At 56.8% G+C, this 21,867-nt stretch carries 22 protein-coding genes; 5 read left to right on the top strand and 17 right to left on the bottom strand.

All coding sequences use genetic code 11. The features are described 5' to 3' along the window. Window positions 1-15 precede the first annotated feature (15 nt). The 4 genes from QP978_RS03110 to QP978_RS03090 form a co-directional block, all read right to left on the bottom strand. Window positions 16-1,359 (bottom strand): uracil-xanthine permease family protein, encoded by a 1,344-nt coding sequence (locus tag QP978_RS03110; protein ID WP_284856831.1) that lies wholly within the window; start codon window positions 1,357-1,359, stop codon window positions 16-18. Window positions 1,360-1,475: 116 nt separating this feature from the next. After that, a complete protein-coding gene (gene hflX / locus QP978_RS03105; protein ID WP_284856829.1) occupies window positions 1,476-3,083 on the bottom strand; it encodes a GTPase HflX in 1,608 nt (535 codons plus the stop codon). Window positions 3,084-3,578: 495 nt separating this feature from the next. Beyond that, entirely contained in the window at window positions 3,579-5,564 is a 1,986-nt protein-coding gene (gene feoB / locus QP978_RS03095) for a ferrous iron transport protein B (RefSeq protein WP_049189639.1), read from the bottom strand. Window positions 5,565-5,607: 43 nt separating this feature from the next. Continuing rightward, the gene (locus tag QP978_RS03090; protein ID WP_080969561.1) at window positions 5,608-5,865 is read right to left on the bottom strand and encodes a FeoA family protein; all 258 of its coding nucleotides are present in this window, start codon (window positions 5,863-5,865) and stop codon (window positions 5,608-5,610) included. A 280-nt stretch (window positions 5,866-6,145) separates the two neighbouring features. On the opposite strand from QP978_RS03090, the gene QP978_RS03085 reads away from it, so the two are divergent. Next, complete coding sequence (locus QP978_RS03085) at window positions 6,146-6,925, top strand: hypothetical protein (RefSeq protein WP_049189638.1); 780 nt, start codon at window positions 6,146-6,148, stop codon at window positions 6,923-6,925. A gap of 60 nt (window positions 6,926-6,985) precedes the next feature. Here QP978_RS03085 and dapF read toward each other — a convergent pair whose 3' ends face one another. The 3 genes from dapF to QP978_RS03070 are packed head-to-tail and all read right to left on the bottom strand — an operon-like array spanning window position 6,986 to window position 9,615. Then, window positions 6,986-7,909: a diaminopimelate epimerase gene (gene dapF, locus QP978_RS03080; RefSeq protein ID WP_101738659.1), complete on the bottom strand. Its 924-nt coding sequence runs from the start codon at window positions 7,907-7,909 to the stop codon at window positions 6,986-6,988. 31 nt (window positions 7,910-7,940) lie between these two features. Next, complete coding sequence (gene miaA, locus QP978_RS03075) at window positions 7,941-8,867, bottom strand: tRNA (adenosine(37)-N6)-dimethylallyltransferase MiaA (protein WP_016422617.1); 927 nt, start codon at window positions 8,865-8,867, stop codon at window positions 7,941-7,943. 43 nt (window positions 8,868-8,910) lie between these two features. After that, window positions 8,911-9,615 carry a hypothetical protein gene (locus QP978_RS03070; RefSeq protein WP_070546958.1) on the bottom strand — a complete coding sequence of 235 codons (705 nt, stop codon included), beginning with the start codon at window positions 9,613-9,615 and terminating at the stop codon, window positions 8,911-8,913. A gap of 161 nt (window positions 9,616-9,776) precedes the next feature. Between QP978_RS03070 and QP978_RS03065 the strand changes: the two genes are divergently transcribed. Beyond that, window positions 9,777-11,141 (top strand): DUF349 domain-containing protein, encoded by a 1,365-nt coding sequence (locus QP978_RS03065; RefSeq protein WP_070437345.1) that lies wholly within the window; start codon window positions 9,777-9,779, stop codon window positions 11,139-11,141. A gap of 164 nt (window positions 11,142-11,305) precedes the next feature. On the opposite strand, the gene QP978_RS03060 is transcribed toward QP978_RS03065, so the two are convergent. From QP978_RS03060 to QP978_RS03040, 5 genes are all read right to left on the bottom strand, one after another. After that, window positions 11,306-12,055 carry an Rv2732c family membrane protein gene (locus QP978_RS03060; protein ID WP_016422614.1) on the bottom strand — a complete coding sequence of 250 codons (750 nt, stop codon included), beginning with the start codon at window positions 12,053-12,055 and terminating at the stop codon, window positions 11,306-11,308. Further along, complete coding sequence (miaB, locus tag QP978_RS03055; RefSeq protein ID WP_049170866.1) at window positions 12,048-13,595, bottom strand: tRNA (N6-isopentenyl adenosine(37)-C2)-methylthiotransferase MiaB; 1,548 nt, start codon at window positions 13,593-13,595, stop codon at window positions 12,048-12,050. Before miaB ends, QP978_RS03060 begins: the two co-directional genes overlap by 8 nt. A 106-nt stretch (window positions 13,596-13,701) precedes the next feature. Beyond that, window positions 13,702-14,310, bottom strand: a complete 609-nt coding sequence (locus tag QP978_RS03050) for a regulatory protein RecX (protein WP_049193012.1) — start codon at window positions 14,308-14,310, stop codon at window positions 13,702-13,704. Window positions 14,311-14,353: 43 nt separating this feature from the next. After that, window positions 14,354-15,457: a recombinase RecA gene (recA, locus tag QP978_RS03045; RefSeq protein ID WP_049170952.1), complete on the bottom strand. Its 1,104-nt coding sequence runs from the start codon at window positions 15,455-15,457 to the stop codon at window positions 14,354-14,356. A 316-nt stretch (window positions 15,458-15,773) separates the two neighbouring features. Then, window positions 15,774-16,007 (bottom strand): DUF3046 domain-containing protein, encoded by a 234-nt coding sequence (locus tag QP978_RS03040; protein WP_005509697.1) that lies wholly within the window; start codon window positions 16,005-16,007, stop codon window positions 15,774-15,776. Between the two features lie 80 nt (window positions 16,008-16,087). On the opposite strand from QP978_RS03040, the gene QP978_RS03035 reads away from it, so the two are divergent. The 3 genes from QP978_RS03035 to QP978_RS03025 are packed head-to-tail and all read left to right on the top strand — an operon-like array spanning window position 16,088 to window position 18,058. Beyond that, a complete protein-coding gene (locus QP978_RS03035) occupies window positions 16,088-16,705 on the top strand; it encodes a biotin transporter BioY (protein WP_049170862.1) in 618 nt (205 codons plus the stop codon). 34 nt (window positions 16,706-16,739) lie between these two features. Next, window positions 16,740-17,441: an energy-coupling factor ABC transporter ATP-binding protein gene (locus tag QP978_RS03030; protein WP_049170859.1), complete on the top strand. Its 702-nt coding sequence runs from the start codon at window positions 16,740-16,742 to the stop codon at window positions 17,439-17,441. Next, the gene (locus tag QP978_RS03025; protein ID WP_049170855.1) at window positions 17,438-18,058 is read left to right on the top strand and encodes an energy-coupling factor transporter transmembrane component T family protein; all 621 of its coding nucleotides are present in this window, start codon (window positions 17,438-17,440) and stop codon (window positions 18,056-18,058) included. The genes QP978_RS03030 and QP978_RS03025 overlap by 4 nt, the downstream gene beginning before the upstream one ends. 5 nt (window positions 18,059-18,063) lie before the next feature. Here QP978_RS03025 and QP978_RS03020 read toward each other — a convergent pair whose 3' ends face one another. From QP978_RS03020 to QP978_RS03000, 5 genes are all read right to left on the bottom strand, one after another. Beyond that, window positions 18,064-18,891: a PspA/IM30 family protein gene (locus tag QP978_RS03020; RefSeq protein WP_005509356.1), complete on the bottom strand. Its 828-nt coding sequence runs from the start codon at window positions 18,889-18,891 to the stop codon at window positions 18,064-18,066. Window positions 18,892-19,032: 141 nt separating this feature from the next. Continuing rightward, on the bottom strand, window positions 19,033-19,467 hold the full coding sequence (locus QP978_RS03015; RefSeq protein ID WP_016422607.1) for a helix-turn-helix domain-containing protein: 435 nt from the start codon (window positions 19,465-19,467) through the stop codon (window positions 19,033-19,035). Between the two features lie 51 nt (window positions 19,468-19,518). Beyond that, entirely contained in the window at window positions 19,519-20,061 is a 543-nt protein-coding gene (locus tag QP978_RS03010; protein WP_284856826.1) for a CinA family protein, read from the bottom strand. Between the two features lie 24 nt (window positions 20,062-20,085). Then, window positions 20,086-20,652 (bottom strand): CDP-diacylglycerol--glycerol-3-phosphate 3-phosphatidyltransferase, encoded by a 567-nt coding sequence (gene pgsA, locus QP978_RS03005; RefSeq protein ID WP_016422605.1) that lies wholly within the window; start codon window positions 20,650-20,652, stop codon window positions 20,086-20,088. 31 nt (window positions 20,653-20,683) lie between these two features. After that, window positions 20,684-21,817 carry a TerC family protein gene (locus QP978_RS03000; RefSeq protein WP_016422604.1) on the bottom strand — a complete coding sequence of 378 codons (1,134 nt, stop codon included), beginning with the start codon at window positions 21,815-21,817 and terminating at the stop codon, window positions 20,684-20,686. Window positions 21,818-21,867: the final 50 nt, after the last annotated feature.

Below are 21,867 nucleotides of genomic sequence, written 5' to 3'. Positions count from 1 at the left end.
CCCTGGACGGGTGGCCTACGAGCGGTTCTCGCCGATGCGATTGTAGAGCCAGTTCAAAATTGGATAGCCGATAATAATGCCGACCGACCCCCAAGCAATACCCTCCAGCGTCAGCGAACCAATGTCGAGGGTGAGGTTACCGATACCCGCGATCAGCGCGGTGGCGGCAGCGGTGAGATTAACCGGGTTGTTGAAGTCGACCTTTTTGTCCATCCAGATGCGCACACCGAGCAAACCGATCAGGCCGTAGAGCACCATCGTTGCCCCACCGAGCACGCCGGTAGGAATGGTCAAGATGAGTGCGCCGAACTTTGGAATGAAAGCCAGTGCAATGGCGGTGAAAGCTGCCACCCAGTAAGCTGCGGTCGAATAGACACGGGTAGCGGCCATAACACCGATATTTTCAGCGTAGGTAGTGGTACCAGAACCACCAGCTGAACCGGCGATGGTGGTGGCTAGACCGTCTGCAATAAGAGCATCGCCAGCGATGTCATCGAGGTTTCGGCCGGTCATGGCAGCAACAGCCTTGACGTGACCGACATTCTCTGCGATGAGTACTACGATGACGGGCAGACCAATCAGCATCGCATTGAAGTGGAACTCCGGCGCGTGGAATGCGGGCAGACCAATCCAGGCGGCATTGCCGACAGTTTCTGTAGCCTCGGGCGAGAGATTTCCAGTGGCAGCGGCGAAGACCCAGCCGATTAGTACGCCGATAAGGACACCCAGACGGCTGACCATACCGCGGCCAGCGACGGTTGCGAAGACAATGGATGCCATCGTGACAAATGCGACCAACGGCTGAGTGGCGAAGTTCTCCGTGGCGGCAGGCGCCAGGTTAAGTCCGATGAGAGCGACGATGGCACCGGTTACTGCAGGTGGCATCACTGCATCGAGGACACGCTTGCCGGCGAACTTTACAACGCAGCCAACGAGCATGAGCGCGATGCCGGCGCAGAGCACGACACCGAGCTGAACACCAATACCCTGCGCCTGTGTCGCGGTCAGTGGTGCGATGAAGGCAAACGACGAGCCCAGGTAAGAGGGCAAGCGGTTTCGGGTGATTAGCAGGAAGACAATCGTGCCGATACCCGAGAACAGCAGTGTGGTATTGACTGGGAAACCAGTCAACAGCGGCACCAGAAGAGTTGCACCAAACATGGCAATGACGTGCTGTGCGCCAATGCCAATTGTACGAGGCCAATCGAGGCGTTCGTTGGGAGCCACCACGGCTCCCGGTGCAATCTTTCGACCGTCACCGTGAATATCCCAACCGAAAAGACGGCCACGTTCGGCGTTTTCAGCAGGCGGATTTGCGGAGGTTCCCTGTTGGGTCTCCGCGTCAGAAGTAGAATTCATGGTTGTAATGCTAGTGGATGCCCACCGCAGATCACGCCACGGATACCGCATTAAACCCAGGACTGCCGGAGCTCTTTGTCGCTCTCCCTATTCCAACTCCGCTCTCCCTTTTCCGACTAGGCGTCGTTGCTACTATCCTCATTCGCATCCGCCGTGAAGTGAGGATCCGCTGCAGGTTCGATGCGATATGCCGACAGTTCATCCGCGAGGCTAGTGGGCAAACGCACATCCATCTGGGTGCCTTGCTCTGTCCATGTCTCCGACAGCACGGTCGCATCTTCGTGGAGCATGGAGACAATATTGCCCTTGTCATAGGGGATCAACATGTGGACGTGAGACTCCAGCTCATTGAGTGCAAGCTCGAGTCGGGTCTCCAGTTCACCGATCCCCTCACCCGTTCGCGCAGAGACAAAGACCGCATCATCGAGCTGGTGGCGCAGTTGCGCCAGAGTGATGCCATCGGCCTTGTCCACCTTGTTGACTACCAACAGCTCGGGCGGAATCTCGGCCTTTTCTTCCTCCGCGATTTCGTTGATGACTTTGTTGACAGCCTTAATCTGCTCCAGCGGGAATGGGTCAGAGGAGTCTACGACGTGCATGATGACGTCGGCTTCGAGCACCTCTTCCAAGGTCGAGCGAAAAGCTTCAATGAGCTGCGTCGGCAAGTGGCGAACAAATCCGACCGTATCGGTCATAATCACCGTGCGACCGTCGCGAAGCTTGGTGCGACGAGTCGTCGGATCCAGCGTCGCAAACAGCGCGTCTTCCACCAGCACACCAGCGCCTGTCAGTGCGTTGAGCAACGAAGATTTACCCGCGTTGGTGTAGCCGACAACTGCCACGCGCGGCAGGTGTCCAGCCTTACGACGTGCGCGCTTGATCTCACGCGCAGTCTTCATGCCAGCTAATTCCTTGCGGATTCGCGCCATATCTTGGCGTAGGCGCTGACGATCGGTTTCGATCTTAGTTTCACCCGGACCACGCAGACCCACGCCGCCGTTGGAGCCCGCGCGACCACCAGCCTGACGCGATAGGTTGCCGCCCCAGCCGCGCAGACGCGTGTACAGGTACTGCATTTGTGCCAGCGAGACCTGCGCCTTGCCCTCCTTGGACTTCGCGTGCTGAGCAAAGATATCCAGAATCAGCATGGTGCGGTCAATAACCTTGGCGTCAAGGCGATCCTCCAGCGCCACCAACTGGCCGGGAGACAGCTCACCGTCGCAAATAACTGTATCTGCGCCGGTAGAGGCGACAATATCGCGAAGCTCGTTGAGCTTGCCGGATCCCACGTAAGTACCAGGGTCCGGCTTATCGCGACGCTGCAGCACCATCTCTAAAACTTCCGAACCTGCAGTCTCTGCCAGTGCGGCGAGCTCCTCCATCGCCACTTCGGCTTCCTGAAGGGTCCCGGATGTCCAGACACCGAGCAACACAACGCGCTCCAGTCGGAGCTGACGGTACTCGACCATCACCTCTTCGGATTCAGTATGTGCTACTGACCTGGTCAGCCGGCGCAGTGAGGAACGCGCCTCCAAATCCAAATCACCGACGGTAGGTTCCCTTTGCGTGCCGACGTTCGTTGCGAACGCATCCCCGGAGGCACTATCGGCGTTCTCGCCAGCGGCATTAGCGTCGATGAAAAAATCGTCCATCTCGTGCGAGGTGCGAGCTTGCTGCGACGTTTCGTCGCTGACCTCATCAAAGCTGTTGGAAAAATTCGTCATACTAGCTGCTATTGTCACATGACAAGCCAAATTCTCCGCATTGTGTGCGGAGAATACCGAGCCGAAGCTCAAGACTTAGGCTGCAGAAGGTGGCCTGCGTGTCAGAACCAGTGCGACCGGACCACTATTAGAACTACCGCCAACACACGTACCGCTGTCGGACATTCCACAGTTGGAACAACCTCCGCCTGGGCACATGCCACCGAGGGATTCCCGTCGCAATTGGCCGGTGTGTTCCATGCGGTCAAGGATGAGGTCTACCGTTGCTCGCTGCAGGCCGGTGATTTCGCAAATTTTGCGTCGGGAGCTAATGCCCTGCGCGATTGCATCCTGAACGGCTTCTGAAGGCCGACGAGTAACCGTCGTATTCTTCCTGGCTCTAAAGAGTCCCACGGCGATAGCTCCTTTCCGTATCGCGATTCTTGTTGGATCTGATTTCTAGTTCGCAAGTGTGCCCTAGTAGCTTTGCCGAAGCTACTAGGAATCAACGAGGCTTTACAGGAACAGCTTTAACCCTTGGAAAACAATCACGGCCAGTGCCCATGCAACGACCAGCTGCGCTAGCAAACCGAAGCCCGTCCACTTCAAGCCGATCTCTCGACGTTGTGCCGCGAGCGTAGCCACGCACGGTGTGTAAGCCAGCAGGAAGATCATATAGGCCCAGACTGCTGCCAATCCGTGTCCATCGGATGCATTGTCAAAGTCACGTCGAATATTCTCCGCGAGCGGGCTGGAGGCCTGTTCGCTCGAATCGGAGTCGGTGACGTCCTCCACTGCATAGGTCTGTGCCCAGGTAGAAATGACGGCTTCCTTGGCCACAAAGCCCGTCACCAACGGACCTGTCAGAGACCATGTACCGAAACCTGCCGGGTTAAACACAGGAGCAATAGTTTCGCTGACTGCACCGTATGCGGAGTCCTGCGGTGCTAGATTTTCATCGGCAAAGGAGTGCCCGGAGACAACCGGAATAGACATCAGTAGCCATACGACGATGACGGTGCTGACGATGATTCCACTTGCGGTCTGCAGGAATCCCTTCAGACGCATCCACATCACAGATAGTGCCAGCCGTGCGGTCGGAAGCTGGTAGGTTGGCAGGTCAATGACCAGCGGTTCCGACGGCATGGTGCGCCACAGGGTCTTACGCAGTGCAAGGCCGGTCAGAACGATCAGCAGAATCGAGATCACGTACATAGCGAAGACGACTGTGCCCGCGTGTTCCGGAAAGAACACCGCACCCAACATGACATACACGGTCAGGCGCGCCGAGCAGGAGGTAAACGGAACCAGTAGAGCCGTCAAAATGCGGTGGCGCGGATTACTCAGCACACGTGTTGCCGAGATTGCTGGCACATTACAGCCAAAGCCGACGATGAGCGGAATAAATGCCTTACCCGGAAGACCAATTGCACGCATGACACGGTCCGCCACCACGGCTGCACGCGCCATATACCCTGAATCCTCGAGTACTGCGAGGCACAGGAACATGAGTGCCATTAGCGGAACGAAGGTCAGCACCATGCCGACACCACCGATGATGCCGTTTACAAGCAGCCCGGTGACAATCGGATGATCCCATCCCACCGCTTCTAATCCACGGGTAACCAAATCTGCGAAATTACCGGTAATAAGGGTTTCCAAACCGTCCTGCAACGGTGCTGCTACCGTCGTCGTGATTTGGAAGACTGCCCACATAACTGCCAGGAACACAATCGGTCCGAGCACCGGATGGAGGACCACGTTATCAATGCGGTCGGAGAAAGTCTGGCGATCTTCCACCCCGCCCGTAGATGCCGCAACCGCCGCATCAATCGCGGCAAAGCGTGCGTCGTCCAGGCGTTCAATCGATTCACCATCGGCCTGGCGAATCGGTGACGACACCGAACTACATCCGTCCAGAGCCGCTGCTACCGCGTCGGCCAACCGCGCCATTCCCGCTTTACGACGGGGATCCAGCGCCACCACCGGCATCCCCATAGCTGACTGCAATGCGTCCGGATTCACATCGATGCCCTTGGCCTTGGCAACATCTAGTTTGGTCAGAGCCAGAACGATGCGCTGGGGCTGTTCCGCCAATTCCGCGGCCATGTAGAGGCCACGGCCCAGTGCCGTGGCGTCGACAACGACAACGACGAGATCCGGGCGTTCTTCTTCCGGTTTCTCGATGAGCATCTCGCGAGTGAGCTCTTCGTCCGGACTCATGGCATCCAGCGAGTAGGCACCCGGGAAATCGATGACATCGTACTCAGCGGCATCGGTCTTCCACGCGCCACGGCTGACCTCCACGGTCGTACCAGGCCAATTGCCCATCTGCGCTTTCGCACCAGTCAAACTATTGAACAGTGTTGACTTACCGGAGTTCGGTGCGCCGACTACTGCGACAACAGGTGCACCATCCTTTGCTGGTGCTCCGCCGCTGCATGCGTGGCAGCTGGGCGTGGATGCGAATTTTCGCGTTGAGGAATCCGTAGGTGTTGTCATTGTTTACTTTCAGGAGGGAGGTGAGAAAAGAGATGTAGGGGACCTAACCCACGACGGACATCTTGTGCAGCGTGCTGGCATCGATGGCGTAGCGCGTTGCGCCAGCATGGACGATTCGCCCACCGCCGCTGGTACTCCGTCCCACAGTGACACTCATTCCAGGGCGAAGCCCCAGTTGCGAAAGCCTGCGGCACAGGCGCTCATCCACATGCGACGTTCCCAGAGTGACGGTTACCCCCACCGGGACGTCGGCAAGCGACTGAATGTCATCCGACTGTTTTCGAGACCGCAATCCGAGCATGAGAAACCTCGCTTATATAGATAAGAATTAAGCTAAGCAAATCGTGTTTACAGAGATGAGCTTACTCTTAGGCATGCCTAAATGGAATAAACCCGGCACACCTAAGGAAAGTTATTTATGCCACACTTAACCTTTACCTATTTAGCGTGGCAGAATTGTTAGTCCCATCCGAATAGTTGCCGCGGCGTGCAGGAATGCTTCTAGGTACCCCAGAGCACAATGTGCTCACGTGCGATTCGTTAGTTCGCAGATGAAGATATGGGAAGTATCATCGAAAAGTATGACTACTGACTTGCGAAGCATTGGCATGGACTACCCCAGCTGGCGAGACGCGATGGAAGCCGCGATCGCTAGTGACAATCTGTCGGTCATCGGCGAGGTCCGCGGTGGCCAGCTGGTCCGTTTCGAAGATTCCTCTGGTGCGCGTCTGCACATCCTGGGTGTTGAACCATTTTCTACCTACGCCGGCTTCGCGGGCAGCCCGACCGTCACTGCCCATGTATCCAGCGTGGACGATGTCTTGGCGCTCGTGGAAATCGTCGAGGATGATCCCTCCTCGGATAACTTTGACAAGGTCATCGAGGTCGCTACCTGCCTGCTGTCACAGGGGCCAATGATTGTTGATGCCGGAACTCAGACTTTTGAGCATGTCGCGCTATCAGCTCTAGCAACTGATTTCACCCTCGACGCATCCATCGAAGAGTACGAGAAGCGCACCGGGGCAACCCCGACAACATTGGACTTCGAAGGTGCTAAGGCAATTGTCGGAGATCAGGTCGGGAAGGCATCGCCTAGCGCAACCGTGAAACTGGCTGGTGTTATCAATAACTCCCGCAAGCATGTCAATGAGCTAACCGGCAAGAAGTTCTGGGTGCTCAACCTTGCTCTGCCGACTCCTATGGACGTACTTGTCCCCGGCGGCGACGAAGCTCCCCAGCCAGGCATGGTCGTTTCCGGTACTTTCTCACTGACCGGTGAGATCATTCCGCCTCAAGGTTGCGGAGGCGGCTGTGGCGATGGCGGCTGTGGTTGTGGCGACGGTGGCTGCGGCGGACACTAGTCCGCTGATTCCCCACCGCTTCCACTACCCCGCTAGTGCTCCTGCAGCACTAGCTACCAGTCACAGGGCTTCCAGCTCAATATCGCCGAGCGTGTGAATCACGCTCGGCCCGGTCAAGGTCGCCGAGAAGTCCCCATCCGCATTGCTGGCCTTGTGGACATCCACAGTCACCACACCGCCGGGCACCTTGACTGTCACAGCCCCCTCAATCCGGCCGGCATCGGCCAGCGCGGCAATAGCTGCCGCAACCGTACCGGTGCCACACGAGCGGGTCTCACCAACTCCACGTTCAATTACTCGCATGGACACCGAATCAGAGGCATCCAGCGGGGTGACAATTTCCACATTGAGGCCGTTCGGGAACATGGCTTCGTCGGCACGCACTGGCTTCGCGACACTACCCGCCGCTTCCAATTCCAGCTCCGCCAGAGCGGCGGCATTTAGGCCAGGCATGACGCAGGCCAAATGCGGATTTCCCACGTCGACACCAATCCCGGCGAATTTCTGGGCATTGTTGCCCGAACCAATGAACGCAGTAGCGAGGCCGAGGACTTCCGGCTGGCCCATATCCACCCCAACGACCGCGTGCCTGCGGCTGAGCTCATCAATCGAAACAGCGCGCAGCCCTGCTCGAGTGCCCACCCGCAAAGTTCCGTCGACGACACTGTCCGGGCTGTGAATCGCGGCAATATAGTGTGCAAAGACGCGGACACCATTCCCGCACATCTCGGCAATAGAACCGTCACTATTCCGGTAGTCCATAAACCAATCGTCGGCTTTAACGCCCTCCGGCAATGCCGCCAAAACACCGGCATCGACGAGTTTCCCCGCACGGGCAACCCGCAGGACGCCGTCAGCGCCAAGACCTCGCTGTCGATCGCACACTGCTGCGACCAGTGATTCGGTCAAATCAATCGACACCAAATCATCTGGAAAAATCAAGAAATCGTTTTGCGTACCGTGGCCTTTGGCAAATGAAACCATGCCCTTGATGCTAGCGGGAGGTCCGAATCTCTTACAGACCAAGTGCGGAAAACGCCTGTCCCGGCACGTCACCGGCAGCGTCTAGCCACATGATCCGATGATCACGGTTGAACCAGGAGCGCTGACGTCGCACATACCTGCGCGTACCAGTAATCGTGCGTTCACAAGCCGTATCCAGGTCGTAAACCCCATCGAAGTAGTCCAGCACCTGCGCATAGCCGATCGCGCGACTAGCGGTCACACCTTCGCGCAACCCTTGCGCAATCAAACTCTCAGTTTCTTCCACCAGGCCAGCGGCAAACATGCCCCGCGTACGCTGTTCAATCCGCGGATTTAGCCATTCCGCCTGCGTGCGCAACCCCAATATGCGAGTGTTCCACCGCGGTGGCTTATCAATCGACGGCTTCGACGCTGCAAAAGGTTTGCCCGTGAGCTCGATGACCTCCAGGGCGCGGACGGTGCGCCGCGGGTCATTGGTCTCAATAATTGCCGCCGCATCCGGATCAATCTCTGCCAGCCGATCATGCAACGCCGCCGGACCGATCTCGTCCTGCACTGTCTCCCACTTCGTACGTACTTCAGGGTCCGTAGGTGGGAACTGCCAGTCGTCCACCAACGCCTGTACGTACATCATCGACCCGCCGACAAGGATGGGGACTTTCCCCCGCGCGCGAATGGCCTCAACATCCGCGACCGCCTCACGCTGATACGTCGCCACACTCGCCGGCTGCGTCACGTTCAGCACATCGAGTTGGTGGTGCGGAATCCCCCGCCGCTGGTCCACCGACAGCTTCGCTGTTCCGATATCCATTCCTCGATAGAGCTGCATCGAATCAACATTGACGACCTCACCGCCAAGCTGCTCCGCAAGCACCAGCCCCAAATCCGACTTTCCCGACGCCGTCGGCCCTACCACCGCAATCGGCACCGGCAAGCTCTCACTCTCGAAAGCCGTCACTACCCAGTTCACACTCCTGCACAAAAACTAAAAACGCGAGCTCTTACTTCGCAACACACTGCCAGCTGGCCACGTGGTAACCGATGCCGTAAGGCGCCCTGTCATAGTAAGAACGCTTTACGACGGTCATTCCAGACCCCGTCCAGCTTTCAGCAGCTTTACTCAGCTGCTGCCATAACTCGGCCGCGTACGCGCCGGGAGCTGGAAACACAATATTTTCCACGTTAATGCTTGAGCAGTCCTGACCAGCAATTAGACTGCACAGCGCATCAACCTCCGCTGCACCTTCAATTACGCCGACCGGGGAATCGTCCGCAAGGCCGAATGCGCCGTCGACAAGCACAAGCAGACGCGTGTGACCGGCAGCGAGTGCCTCAGCGATAGAGTCGAAGCACGTTGCCTGAATGACGCGGCCAGTGGGTCCTTCAGAATTCCGTCGCGCGTAGTCTTCGATAAGCCAGCGTCCCAGCAGCTCAGGTAATTCGGTTCCGCCTGACACCGTGACATCAACCCCATACGGAGAAAAACTGTCGGGTGCGCTGGTCTGGTGCGGGGACTTCGCCTGCATCCTGCCAGTGATAATAGCGACCGCGCCGGGCTCCCCGGGTTCGTCATCTGTCCACAGCGTCGCGACGGTTTCACGGGCATGACGGCGCAATTCCGTGGCGGTGGGCGCAAAACCACCCAGCTCCTCGACGATGAGGAGCGCACGCGGAACGATAACAAGCCGAGGCAAACGCGAATTCACGTCCTCAACGCTACCGTGAGGGGCTAGTCGATGCCTTATTCCGGCGGTGTTACGCGCGCTGTGCCAAAATTTTTGGGATACTCGAGCACATACCGTAAGTGTTTGATGGCAGCCGTGTCGCGCGGCAGTTCTGCATGAAGATTGGAAGAGGTTTACCCACTATGACCGGTACCAGCAATTCCCCTAAGCCAGGTCCACGCCCGGGTCCACGTCCGGGACCTCGACCAGGCTCAATGCCGGCTCATCGTAAGGCCCCTGGAGCTACTCCAGCGCCTGCGGGGTCGGCCGCTGTGGCACATGCCGTCCACAATGATCCAAAGAAGTTTGGCCGCATTGACGAAGACGGCACTGTTTGGCTGGTCACCAGCGCCGGCGAACGCAATATTGGCTCCTGGCAGGCTGGCACCGTAGAAGAGGGTTATGCCCACTACGGCAAGCGCTACGAGGATCTGGCCACCGAGGTCGAGCTACTGGAATCTCGTGTAGTCTCCCACCCGCAGGAGGCAAAGACCATTTCTCACAACGCAGTTGAACTGCGTGAGAGCCTTGCCACCGCCACGGTTCTCGGCGATATCGATGCGCTGGATAAGCGCCTTGCAGAGGTCATTGCCACCTCCCACGTCGCAGAGGAGAAAGTCGCTCACGACAAGGCAGAGCGCCGTAAGAACGCCATCGCACGTAAGGAAGAGCTCGCCGCAGAGGCCGAGGAGCTCGCAGAGAACTCCACCGAGTGGAAGGTCGCCGGCGACCGTATCCGCGAGATTCTCACGGAGTGGAAGCAGATTCGCGGCATCGACCGCAAAACTGATGATCAACTCTGGCGCCGTTACTCTCGCGCGCGTGATTCTTTCAACCGCCGCCGCGGTGCCCATTTTGCGGAACTGGACCGCAACCGTGCGGCTGCTCGCCGCGTTAAGGAGGACATCATTGAGCGAGCTGAGGCCCTGAAGACCTCCACTGATTGGGGTGGCACCGCTGCTGCCTTCCGTGACCTGATGGCTGAGTGGAAGGCCGCTGGTCGAGCCCCACGCGAGGTCGATGACAAGCTGTGGGCGCAGTTCAAGGCCGCCCAGGATGAGTTCTTTGGTGCTCGCAACGCGGTCAACGAAGCTCGAGACAAGGAGTTCGAGGAAAACGCTGCGGCCAAGGACGCACTGCTGGCTGAATACGAAGACCGCATTGATCCGTCCAAGGGCCTCGATCACGCTCGCAACGAACTGCGTCAGTTGCAGGAGAAATGGGAGGCCATCGGCTTTGTGCCGCGTGGTCGTGTGCGTGAGTATGAAAACCGCATTGGCGCACTGGAAAAGCGCGTCTCCGATGCTGCCGATTCGCAGTGGCGCCGTACCGACCCCGAAGCACAGGCTCGCGTCCAGCAGTTCGCCAACCGCGCAGCGGAGTTTGAGCAGAAGGCCGCCGAACTCGAGGCGAAGGGCAAGGCTTCTCAGGCCGCCAAGGCTCGGGAGCAGGCCGAACAGTGGCGACAGTGGGCAGAGCAGGCCGCGGAGACTCTCAAGGAGCTCTAACAGAAGCTAGTTGTGTGTCGGGGAAGCAGGTTCTCGCTCTCCGGCGTCCGCAACAGAATCCTGGCTCAGCTACGCGCTGGCAACGCGTCGATGGTTAAAAGTAAGGGGCTCTCTTCCGGAATGGAAGAGAGCCCCATACTTACTGCGCTAGTTAAAAAGTCTCACTACTCGTCGCTGACCTGTTCGTCCTTTTCGCCGGTCTGCTGAGAGACATTATCCGCGCTACTGCCCTGCTGGACACGATTGCGTCGGCGAGCGCGTTCACGGCGGTCGTCGACGACCTCAACATCCGTAGTCGTATTCGGGGTCAGGCCCGCCCGCAGGTAAACCTGCTGCGCGCGCAGTACCGGATCGGTGTCAGCGTGCTTGCGACGTTTCGTCGCGATTGCGAGCTGCTCCTTACTACGTCGGAAAGCGATGAAAGTCACGGAGATGGCCAGTAGAAAACTGCAGAAAATACCGAGCATCAGGCCGAAGGAAATACCCTCGCCGGCCAGTTCCTGTGGACGAGACTGACGCATCCAACCAGCGAAGACTGAGTAGACCATCTGAATACAGGCAAAAAACCAGGTGACGAATGCGAGAATCGTCGTCCGCGTAATCAGCGTGGCAATAGCTAGCAAGACACCTACCACCACGAGAATGGAGTAAATTCGCTCCGGTCGAGTCGTGAAGTACTGATGCGCAACATCCGTATCCAGCAACACATCAAAGCCCAAAACAACGCCCGAGTGCGGAAGGAAGAAACTCGTAATGAGGCCGATGACGGCAACCATCATCGGAATCACCGCACGGCCGAGATCCAGCTCGCCAGCGGCCTTGCGCTCCTGAACCCGCAACGCCTGCGCGGATTCCACCGACTGCTCGCTAGTGGATTCCATATCACTTTCCGGCGAAGCCTTGTCACTACTCACAGCCGCATCCCTCACTTACACTCGTTTTCTCCGGGCGCCCAATCTTTGGCAAGCCCAGACCAACTCCGATCGGCGCGGTCGTCGGAGTCTGGCCGACCTCTACATTATCCCCCGCCTTAGTGCGGCGGTGTGTGAGCACACCGGAGTCAGCAATGAGGAAGTGCGGTGCGGAGTCGGTCACGCGTACTGTCACGTAATCACCTGGGCGAATCTTGCGGTCGACGATGCCTGGTTCGCTTTCCGACGGGCTGAAGTGCACCAGGCGGCCATCCCGACTACGACCAGACATGCGATGAGTCTCCGCATTCTTACGGCCATCGGACTGGCTGACCAGCAGCTCGACTTCCCGGCCGACTAGCTTAGCGTTTTCTTCCTCGGAAATACGCTCCTGAAGCGCTAGCAGCCGACCATAGCGTTCCTTCACAACCTGTGGTGGAACCTGATCCGCCATGGTTGCCGCCGGAGTTCCCGGGCGGGGCGAGTATTGGAAGGTGAACGCCGAGCTAAAACGAGCCTTTTCCACCACGTCGAGAGTTTGCTGGAAGTCCTCTTCAGTCTCGCCTGGGAAACCGACAATAATGTCAGTGGTAATGGCGGCATCCGGCATTTTTTCCCTAACCTTCTCCAGAATTCCCAGGAATTTCTTGGTGCGGTAGGAACGGCGCATGTCTTTCAGCACTCGGTCGGAACCGGACTGTAGTGGCATGTGTAGCTGATGAACCACGTTCGGTGTCTCCGCCATGGCGTCGATGACATCATCGGTGAACTCAGCTGGGTGCGGAGACGTAAAGCGCACGCGCTCCAACCCCTCAATCTGGCCGCAGGCGCGCAGCAACTTGGAAAAAGCCGAGCGGTCGCGTTCCATGTCAGGGTCGGCGAAGTTAACACCATAGGCGTTGACATTCTGTCCAAGGAGGGTGACGTCAGTAACGCCCTGCTCCACGAGTGCCTGCACCTCAGCGAGAATCTCGCCTGGACGACGATCGCGTTCCTTACCACGCAAACTGGGGACGATGCAGAAGGTGCACGTGTTGTTGCAGCCTACGGAGATACTCACCCAACCTGCGTAAGTGGATTCACGCTTGGCCGGCAGCACCGAGGGAAATTCTTCCAGTGCGTCCTTAATCTCGACTTCAGCCCGGTCATTATGAGCGGCGCGTTCCAACAGTGCTGGCAACGAACCCAAGTTATGCGTACCGAAGACAACGTCCACCCATGGGGCCTTCTTTACGACGACGTCCTTATCCTTCTGGGCCAAGCAGCCACCGACGGCAATCTGCATGCCTGGGTGAGCATCCTTGACTGGTTTGAGCTGTCCCAACGTGCCATAAAGGCGATTGTCCGCATTCTCTCGAACGGCACAGGTGTTGAAAACGACCAGATCAGGATTATCGCCTTCTGCAGCCGCTACATAACCGTTTTCTTCCAGCAAGCCAGACAGTCGTTCCGAGTCATGGACGTTCATCTGACAACCGAACGTACGTACCTCATATGTGCGAGGCGAAGACTGCTGCTGAGAGTTCAAAGAAGGGGTAGTCACGGCAGTTTAGGTTAGCTGTTTATGGCCCATTTCCCCAATCAGCGACCCCTTTAAACCTGACGGGTCCGCAGCCGGCGTGCTAATCCGGCGTGCGGTGGCACCGGCGCTAATCTGTGTCCTCTTCGAGTTCCCGGTATCGCTCTTCTAACTGATCCCGAGCAATGCTCATGGACAATTCAGAGGGGAAACCACGCCGCGCCAGCACACCGACGACTTTGCGTAAATCCTTTTGCTTGGAGTTGAAGTCAGGTGCCACTGTTTTAATAGTGGCCGCTTTCTTCGCCGCTAGCTTCCGGGCGACTTCTTCTTCCGCGTTGTGCGTAATCTGCTCCAACGCATCTGCACGAAGTGAAACATCAATGCCCTTTTCCTGCAGCTCCCGGTTCAAAACCATCTTCGACTTGCCGCGACTGGCAAAGCGCTGCCGCACCCATTCGGATGCGAAAAGCTCGTCGTTGACCAATCCACTTCGGGTCAGGTCATCAACGACTTCTTCAATCATCGAGGTTGGAAACTCCTCGACTGCCTCGAGCCTTTCTACGAGTTCCTTGCGGGAACGCATTCGCTGATCGAGCAAGCGCAGTGCCTTAGCACGAATCGGGGCCTTGGATTCCTCACGACCCGCATCGTAGAGCGAACTACCGTCAGCTTCCGCAATTTGCTGAGCAAGCTTTTCGATAGTCTCCCGCACATCGCGGCCGTTACGATCCTCCACGGTCCTCACTTTTCGTGTGTCGCGGCACTACGCCTCGAGCTAGCTAGTCTTCCAAATCATCGAAGTCGATGTCCGGCACGACATCGACAGGGGCATCGATATCGGTCTCGTCCTCGACCTCCGCGAATTCCCCGACGCCGAGCTTCTTCTTGATCTTGACTTCGATTTCCTGGGCAATTTCTGGATTCTCGCGCAGGTGCATACGAGCCTTTTCCTTGCCCTGTCCCAACTGATCGCCCTCGTAGGTAAACCACGAACCGGACTTCTTGACAATGCCGTTATCAACGCCCATGTCAATCAACGAGCCCTCACGCGAAATGCCCTCGCCGTAGATGATGTCAAACTCTGCCTGCTTGAACGGCGGCGACACCTTGTTCTTGACTACCTTCAAGCGCGTGCGGTTACCCACCGCATCCTGGCCATCCTTCAACGTCTGAATTCGGCGTACGTCACAGCGAACGGAAGCGTAGAACTTCAGTGCTTTACCACCCGTGGTGGTCTCAGGAGAGCCGAACATGACGCCAATCTTTTCACGCAGCTGGTTAATGAAGATGGCAGTGGTACCGGTGTGGGACAGCGCACCCGTCATCTTGCGCAGCGCCTGACTCATCAACCGCGCCTGCAGACCAACGTGGGAATCGCCCATTTCACCGTCGATTTCAGCCTTCGGAGTCAACGCGGCCACCGAGTCAACCACAATGATGTCAATAGCACCGGAACGCACCAACATATCTGTGATCTCAAGTGCCTGCTCACCGGTATCTGGTTGGGATACCAGAAGGTTGTCCGTATCTACTCCAAGCTTGCGCGCATAAACCGGATCCAGCGCATGCTCCGCATCAATAAATGCGGCAATACCGCCCTGCCGCTGCGCCTCTGCAATAGCATGCAGTGCGACTGTGGTCTTACCCGAGGATTCTGGACCATAGATTTCTACGATACGACCACGCGGGAACCCGCCCAGGCCCAAGGCCACGTCGATAGCGATATTGCCGGAGGGAATAACCTGAATTGGAGGACGATTGTCGTCCCCCAGGCGCATAACTGCACCCTTACCAAAGTCCTTCTCAATATTCGCCAGAGCTACATCGAGCGCCTTCAGGCGATCATTGCCCTGGTTCGAAGCCGTAGCCTTCTTACGAGCCATAGTTCGTTGTTCTTCCTCATTGTCATTGTCGCGGTCATTGTCGCGTACGGTATCGGGTTCTGGAGCCGTACTCAGAGAATGTGTCTCCCGATTTTCATCCAAAACAGAAACTTCGCTCACACTTAATTAGGCGCGAAACTAGCCGTTCCGGTTCCAAATTGGTCCGCGACACCTCTACTGCCGGTTACACCCGGAAGTTATACCGAATCAGACGGATTGACTTCATCAGCACTTTCGATAATATGCGAAACCCTGTTCGAATGGCAACGACACGCAAGAGCCGTCGGCAAGCATTCACCGTCGTCTACGCCGGAACCTATTCGTCAGGACCGTACCAGCGGTCTTCGGGAATATCGTGTTCCCTACACAGCGCCCACCAGATATCCCGAGGTTCGACCCCGTCCTCGAGCAATTCCGCGGGAGTTTTTCCATATTCCATCAGTACGTGGGAATGCAACAGCCACGGGCCGTGCTGAGGCCCAAATTCGTGGTTGACGAAGTTGTGAAAATCGGCCAATCGCATGAGACCAACGTACAAGATACCTGTCACTGATACCTACCTGGCCACCCTCTTTTCATAACCTAATCCCCGCTCCCCTGCCTGAACAGTGCTCAACCCATGGGTTTAAGATGAGAGCTGTGAATAATTCCAAGGTGTATGACCTCACTCTTATCGCTGCTTTCGCAGCACTGATCATCGTGCTCGGCGGCATTGCCATTCCCGTTGGCGGCCTCGGCGTGCCAATCGTGCTACAGAACATGGGCATCGCACTGGCCGGGATGATTCTCGGATTCAAACGCGGTGGCCTCGCCACTACCCTGTTCCTGGCTGTTGGTCTCGTGGGCGTCCCAAACATGGCGGGCTGGAAACCACTTCTCGCCGCACTTCCCGGCCCTACCGTGGGCTACATTGTCGGCTACTTAATTGCAGGTTTCGCAATCGGCGCGATTGCCCAGCAAGCACCACGGGCGAAAGTTTCACGAATCAGCGTCTTCATCGGCGCGGGCCTCGTTGGAGTTCTACTACAGTACTTCTTCGGATCTGTCGGATTGGCTTGGCGTATGGGACTTAGCTTCACCGACGCACTGATTACCAACGTCCCGTTTATCCCAGGCGACGTGGCAAAGGTTGTCGTAGCCGCGCTTATTGCTACTGCAGTACTGCAGGCTTTCCCTGATTTGCTTCCCGACGCTGCCAACCGTAAGCAAAGTCGTTTGGTTAAGGAAGCAGCCACCTCGGGCAATTAACCCCACAGAATTAGAAAGGGTCTCGAGTCGCACTATGCCCACCATCGCTTTTGACCGCGCTTCCGCAACCTATTCGGGACGCCAGATACTGAAGCCGACCACGCTAACTCTCACAGAGAAGCGCATTGGCATTATCGGCGAAAACGGTGGCGGTAAGTCCACGCTGGTGCGACTCATTAACGGCCTGGGCCCGGTCACTGGTGGCACGGTCACGTATGAGGGCATGAATGTCGCAAAGCAGGCAAAGGCAATTCGCAAGAATGTCGGCTTCATCTTTTCTGATGCGGATAATCAAATTGTGATGCCTACAGTCGCAGAGGACATTGCCTTTTCACTACGCAAGCGAAAACTACCAAAGGATGAGCGCAACCAGCTGGTGCAGGAAGCCCTCGAGCGGTTTGGGCTTGCCGATCATGCTGACGCCTCGCCACACTTGCTCTCGGGTGGACAAAAACAGCTACTGGCGCTGGCGGCAGTGTTAATTCTTAATCCCACGACCATTATTGCCGATGAGCCCACTACGCTCCTCGACTTGCGCAATCGTCTCCACATTCGGAGTATTTTCGCCCAGCTTGAGCAGCAAATTATCGTGGTCACTCATGATCTGGATTTTCTTATGGACTTCGACCGAGTTATCCGTGTAAGCGCAGGAGAAATCGTCGACGACGGTGCGCCGAAGGAAGTTATTGACCGATACGTCAGCGATATGACTCGTGCGGAAGAAGGCCGCTCATGATTCATCCAGCCGATGTCCCGTTAGGGCTTTACCTAAACCATAAGTCGCCTGTGCACAGGCTCCCGACGGCCCCCAAACTCATCATTGTCATCGCATTTTTATTGCTCACCGGGATTCTCGTGGATACCTGGCTAGGCGGGGCGATTGCCCTGGCAATTGTCACCCTCGCTTATGCGGTGGCCAAGGTGCCACCAATGGTTGCTTTCCGACAGCTCCGTGGAGCCGTAGTCATTTTGGCGCTGCTTTCGCTTCTCCTGTGGTGGCGCGCCGGGGGTGAGCAAGCGCTGACGACCTTCCTCGCGCTTCTCGCCGCAATCGCAGCGGCAATATTGCTAACGCTGACGACCCGCGTCAGCGACATCATGGATACTTTGACCACTGCGATGCAGCCGTTCGCCCGTTTCGGCCTACCAGTCGACACCATCGCGCTCGCACTATCGCTGACGCTGCGTATGATTCCGCTTCAGGTTATGGCCGCTGCCGAGGTACTGGAGGCTCGAAAAGCACGAGGGGCTGCCGGCTCAATCATTGCCTTCGGCGTACCTGTGGTCATCCGAACCATTAATCGCTCGAAGGCAATGGGTGATTCGCTAATCGCACGTGGTGAAGGTGAGTAGGAGAATTAATTGCCCTCACGCAGCTGGCGCATGCGCTCAGCAACAGCAGGGTCAACGTTGGAGGCAGCGCTTCCCTCGATGGACTTCTGAGCCTCGCCACCAGAGAGCTCGTTGCCACCGTTCATTTCTGCGCGGATTTGCTCCAGGCGAGAGTGCCCAGCAAGCTGAACGCCTGCGGCCTCTACCTCAGCCATACGCCCCTGAACCGAGTTCTGAGCTAGCTCGGCCTGACCAAGAGCGTTAGCGTAACGACGCTCAATCTTGTCACGAACCTGATCCAGATTAGGTGTAGCCCCCGAAGAAATCTGATTCATCGACTGCAGGGACTCAGAGACTTTCTCCTGCATCTTTGCTTGCTCCAGCTGGCTGAGGAGCTTTGCGCGCTCCGCGACCTTCTGCTGCAGCTGCATGGAATTACGCTCGACGGCCTTCTTAGCCTGAGCCGCCTGCTGCAGCGACTGATCGTGCAGAGCCTTCAAATCTTCTACCGACTGCTCAGCAGTAACCAACTGAGCTGCGAAAGCCTCAGCTGCGTTCTCATACTCCGTAGCCTTGGCAGTATCCCCCTCAGCACGAGCCTTGTCAGCGAGCTGCAATGCCTGACGAGTGTTCCCCTGCAGCTTCTCAATCTCAGCGAGCTGACGGTTAAGGCGCATTTCCAGCTGGCGCTGATTACCAATCACCGCCGCTGCCTGCTGCGATAGTTCCTGGTGCTGCCGCTGGGCATCCTCGATAGCCTGCTGAATCTGCACCTTCGGATCAGCGTTTTCCTCAATCTTGGAATCAAAAGCGGCCATCAAGTAATTCCACAGCTTTACAAATGGATTAGCCATAGCGTCCCATACACCTTTCTTATTGCAACTACCTCAAAGCAGGTCTGTGCTTATCGCGCACCCAATCTTAACTAAAGCCGAGCGTCTTCGGGTGCTAAGTACCGGAGCAATGGAATGAAATTCCACCGCCGCAACCAATTTCTACATCGCTGCCAATTCTGGGCTCGCCGAATGCAGGGCCATCGCTGTGGCTGCTTCCATCATCAAATCCGACACCGTCACACCAAGCGCCGCGCATACCGACGCCAGCAGCTCAGATGAGACTTCTTTCCGTCCACGCTCAAGCTCAGACAAATAACCAGGGCTAATAGCCGCATTTTCAGAAAGCTCACGCAGCGTCTGTCCACTGCGCGAACGGATATCACGCAGCGTCTCCCCCAGTGCCTCTCGCAGGAGTGGCTCACGGGATTCTCCCCGTTCCGCCAAATCCTGTGCCGTTAACTTTGCAACCGATCCAGGCTGCTCCCCTACAGCCACCCGCGCCGACGGTGCTGTGGCATCCATGGAAGCTTCGAAAGCGGCAGCGCTATCTACCTCTGGGTAGCGAATGGTCATAAGTGCAGTATTGTTGGTCATCACTTTCTCTAACGCTTTAGAAGGCCGACCTGTTCCCAATTTTCAAAAATTCTACTCACCGTCGAGATTCTGCAACAACAGTTCTAACGCCAATACCACTGTTTGACGACGAATCTCCGCGCGCGACCCCTCTTTATTCACCGGCAACCTAACAGCAGTTACCCCATCAAGGTACGAAACTCCCGGCGGTTTCAGACCACACCAGACTTCACCTACTGGGTGCCCATCCTGCATCGCTGGACCAGCAACGCCAGTTAGCGAAATCCCCCAGTCCGCCACTGCTTTATTTGCCACTCCAAGTGCCATATACCGGGCCGTCAACTCGGACACGGGGCCATATGCGGCCAAAGCATCCTTTGGCACGTCGGCAAGCAACGCCTTCGTGTCAGTGGCGTAAGTGACCACGCCACCGCGGAGAACGGCGGAGGCTCCCGGTACGGAGGCAACTGTAGCGCAGAGAAGACCTGCGGTAAGTGATTCTGCGGCTGCAAAAGTCTCGCCACGAGCCGTAAGCGTTTGGACGAGTTGAAGCGAAACGCCATCGACACCGTCAGCGTTTTCGTCGCTCTGGGCGAGGCGTTCGACTGTGTTCACAGCTTTACCCTCCACTTAATTTCTCTACGAGACCTTTCGCGCATCCACAATGTACTGGATACCAGTACCGACGGTGACGACAATGGCGGCAACCATCACAATCCAGGACGGCCAGAACAACCAGTCCACTGGCATCAGGAAGAGCCCCACTGCTACAGACTGCAGGACCGTCTTTATCTTGCCGCCCCGAGAAGCCGGAACAACACGCCCCTGACGCAGGGCGAACATACGCCAGATGGTGATGCCACCTTCGCGAATCACGATGATGACAGTCACCCACCACGGCAGAATGTCGATGATGTTCATACCAATCAGCGCAGCCAGCATTAGAGCCTTATCGGCAATCGGATCGGCAATCTTGCCAAAGTCGGTAATGAGGTTACGGCTACGTGCGAGGTGCCCGTCCAACTTGTCAGTCGCCATCAGAAGCGCGAATACGACAAACGACCACCAGCGCCAATTGGTGGCTTCGCCGCCCTCCTGAAGAAGTACCCACAGGAACACCGGTACTCCGAGGATGCGAAGCACGGTCAGGAAATTGGGCAAGTTCCAGTTGGAAACACGGCTTGTATCAGCACTTGGAGCAGTCACAGTTGTTACCTTATCTCACAATCGTGTTCGATTAACGCCCAGGCTCGTTCTTACCGGTGTGTGAACCGTTAGTTTCGCTTCCGGCCGACGTTGACCCCTCACTGACAGAAGTAGAGGAGGCGTGAGAGCCGAGGCCATCGCGGCTTCCATCATCATCGTGGTGAACACGCGGAAGGGCAATCGCACCCATGTTTTCATCACGCTTGCTCTTGAGCCACGATGCCAGGACAGTCACCACCAGAACGATGACGATGACCGCCAGCGACGCCCAGGTCGATACTTCAGGCACCGACACGTTCTCACCGCTGTTGATAAACGGCAGGTTGTTTTCATGCAGTGCGTGCAACAGCAACTTCACACCAATAAAGGCCAGGATGACACCCAGGCCATAAGCCAGGTACACCAAGCGATCCAGCAGACCGTCGAGCAGGAAGTACATCTGTCGCAACCCCATGAGAGCAAGGGCATTTGCAGTAAAGACGATATATGCCTCATCCGTCAGGCCGTAGATAGCCGGGATAGAGTCAAACGCAAACATCACATCGATAAAACCGATGGACACCAGCGCGATGGCAAGTGGAGTCAAGTAACGCTTGCCGTTTTCCTTAACGGTCAGCTTGTCCTTGTTGTAATGGTCCGAAATTGGGACGATTCGACGCAGCCATTGAATCAGCTTCATATCCGACGGATCGGGTTCCGGCTTATCGACGGCTTCGTCGTACACCGTCTTGATAGCCGTGTAAATCAGGAAGATTGCAAACAGGTAGAAAACGTCAGACCACTTGGCAATAACTGCCGCACCAGCCCAAATGAACAGGCCTCTGAATACCAGCGCCATCGCAATACCGAACAGCAAAACCTTTTGTTGGTACTGGCGCGGAATCTTGAATGCGCCGATGATGAGTGCAAAGACAAATAGATTGTCTACGCTGAGCGCCTTTTCGGTGATATAGCCCGATAGAAACTCAATGCCTCGGTGGTGATCCCATAACAACCACACCATTCCGCCGAAAATTAATGCCAAGACTACGTAGAAAGCGGTCCAGATGCCGGCTTCCTTCATAGTTGGGTTATGCGGCGTGCGAACGTGTGCATAGAAGTCAAAGGCGATAAAACCCATGACGACCACAATGGTGATAATCCATACCAATGCGGGGACATGCATATTAAAAAAAGACCTCCGGTCGTGCGAACATGAACCGGAGGTCTCTCCTG

This window comes from Corynebacterium sp. MSK035 (genome assembly GCF_030232615.1).
GTDB classification, from domain to species: domain Bacteria; phylum Actinomycetota; class Actinomycetes; order Mycobacteriales; family Mycobacteriaceae; genus Corynebacterium; species Corynebacterium jeikeium_D.
Note: the sequence above shows the minus strand (reverse complement) of the source record. Positions and strands in the feature narration are given on the sequence as shown.

Excerpts from the sequence above, each read along its gene's own strand:
- QP978_RS03110 (WP_284856831.1), bottom strand. The coding sequence starts at position 1,359 with ATGAATTCTACTTCTGACGCGGAGACCCAACAGGGAACCTCCGCAAAT.
- hflX (WP_284856829.1), bottom strand. The coding sequence starts at position 3,083 with ATGACGAATTTTTCCAACAGCTTTGATGAGGTCAGCGACGAAACGTCG.
- feoB (WP_049189639.1), bottom strand. The coding sequence starts at position 5,564 with ATGACAACACCTACGGATTCCTCAACGCGAAAATTCGCATCCACGCCC.
- QP978_RS03090 (WP_080969561.1), bottom strand. The coding sequence starts at position 5,865 with ATGCTCGGATTGCGGTCTCGAAAACAGTCGGATGACATTCAGTCGCTT.
- QP978_RS03085 (WP_049189638.1), top strand. The coding sequence starts at position 6,146 with ATGACTACTGACTTGCGAAGCATTGGCATGGACTACCCCAGCTGGCGA.
- dapF (WP_101738659.1), bottom strand. The coding sequence starts at position 7,909 with ATGGTTTCATTTGCCAAAGGCCACGGTACGCAAAACGATTTCTTGATT.
- QP978_RS03065 (WP_070437345.1), top strand. The coding sequence starts at position 9,777 with ATGACCGGTACCAGCAATTCCCCTAAGCCAGGTCCACGCCCGGGTCCA.
- recA (WP_049170952.1), bottom strand. The coding sequence starts at position 15,457 with ATGGCTCGTAAGAAGGCTACGGCTTCGAACCAGGGCAATGATCGCCTG.
- QP978_RS03035 (WP_049170862.1), top strand. The coding sequence starts at position 16,088 with ATGAGAGCTGTGAATAATTCCAAGGTGTATGACCTCACTCTTATCGCT.
- QP978_RS03030 (WP_049170859.1), top strand. The coding sequence starts at position 16,740 with ATGCCCACCATCGCTTTTGACCGCGCTTCCGCAACCTATTCGGGACGC.
- QP978_RS03025 (WP_049170855.1), top strand. The coding sequence starts at position 17,438 with ATGATTCATCCAGCCGATGTCCCGTTAGGGCTTTACCTAAACCATAAG.
- QP978_RS03020 (WP_005509356.1), bottom strand. The coding sequence starts at position 18,891 with ATGGCTAATCCATTTGTAAAGCTGTGGAATTACTTGATGGCCGCTTTT.
- QP978_RS03015 (WP_016422607.1), bottom strand. The coding sequence starts at position 19,467 with ATGACCAACAATACTGCACTTATGACCATTCGCTACCCAGAGGTAGAT.
- QP978_RS03000 (WP_016422604.1), bottom strand. The coding sequence starts at position 21,817 with ATGCATGTCCCCGCATTGGTATGGATTATCACCATTGTGGTCGTCATG.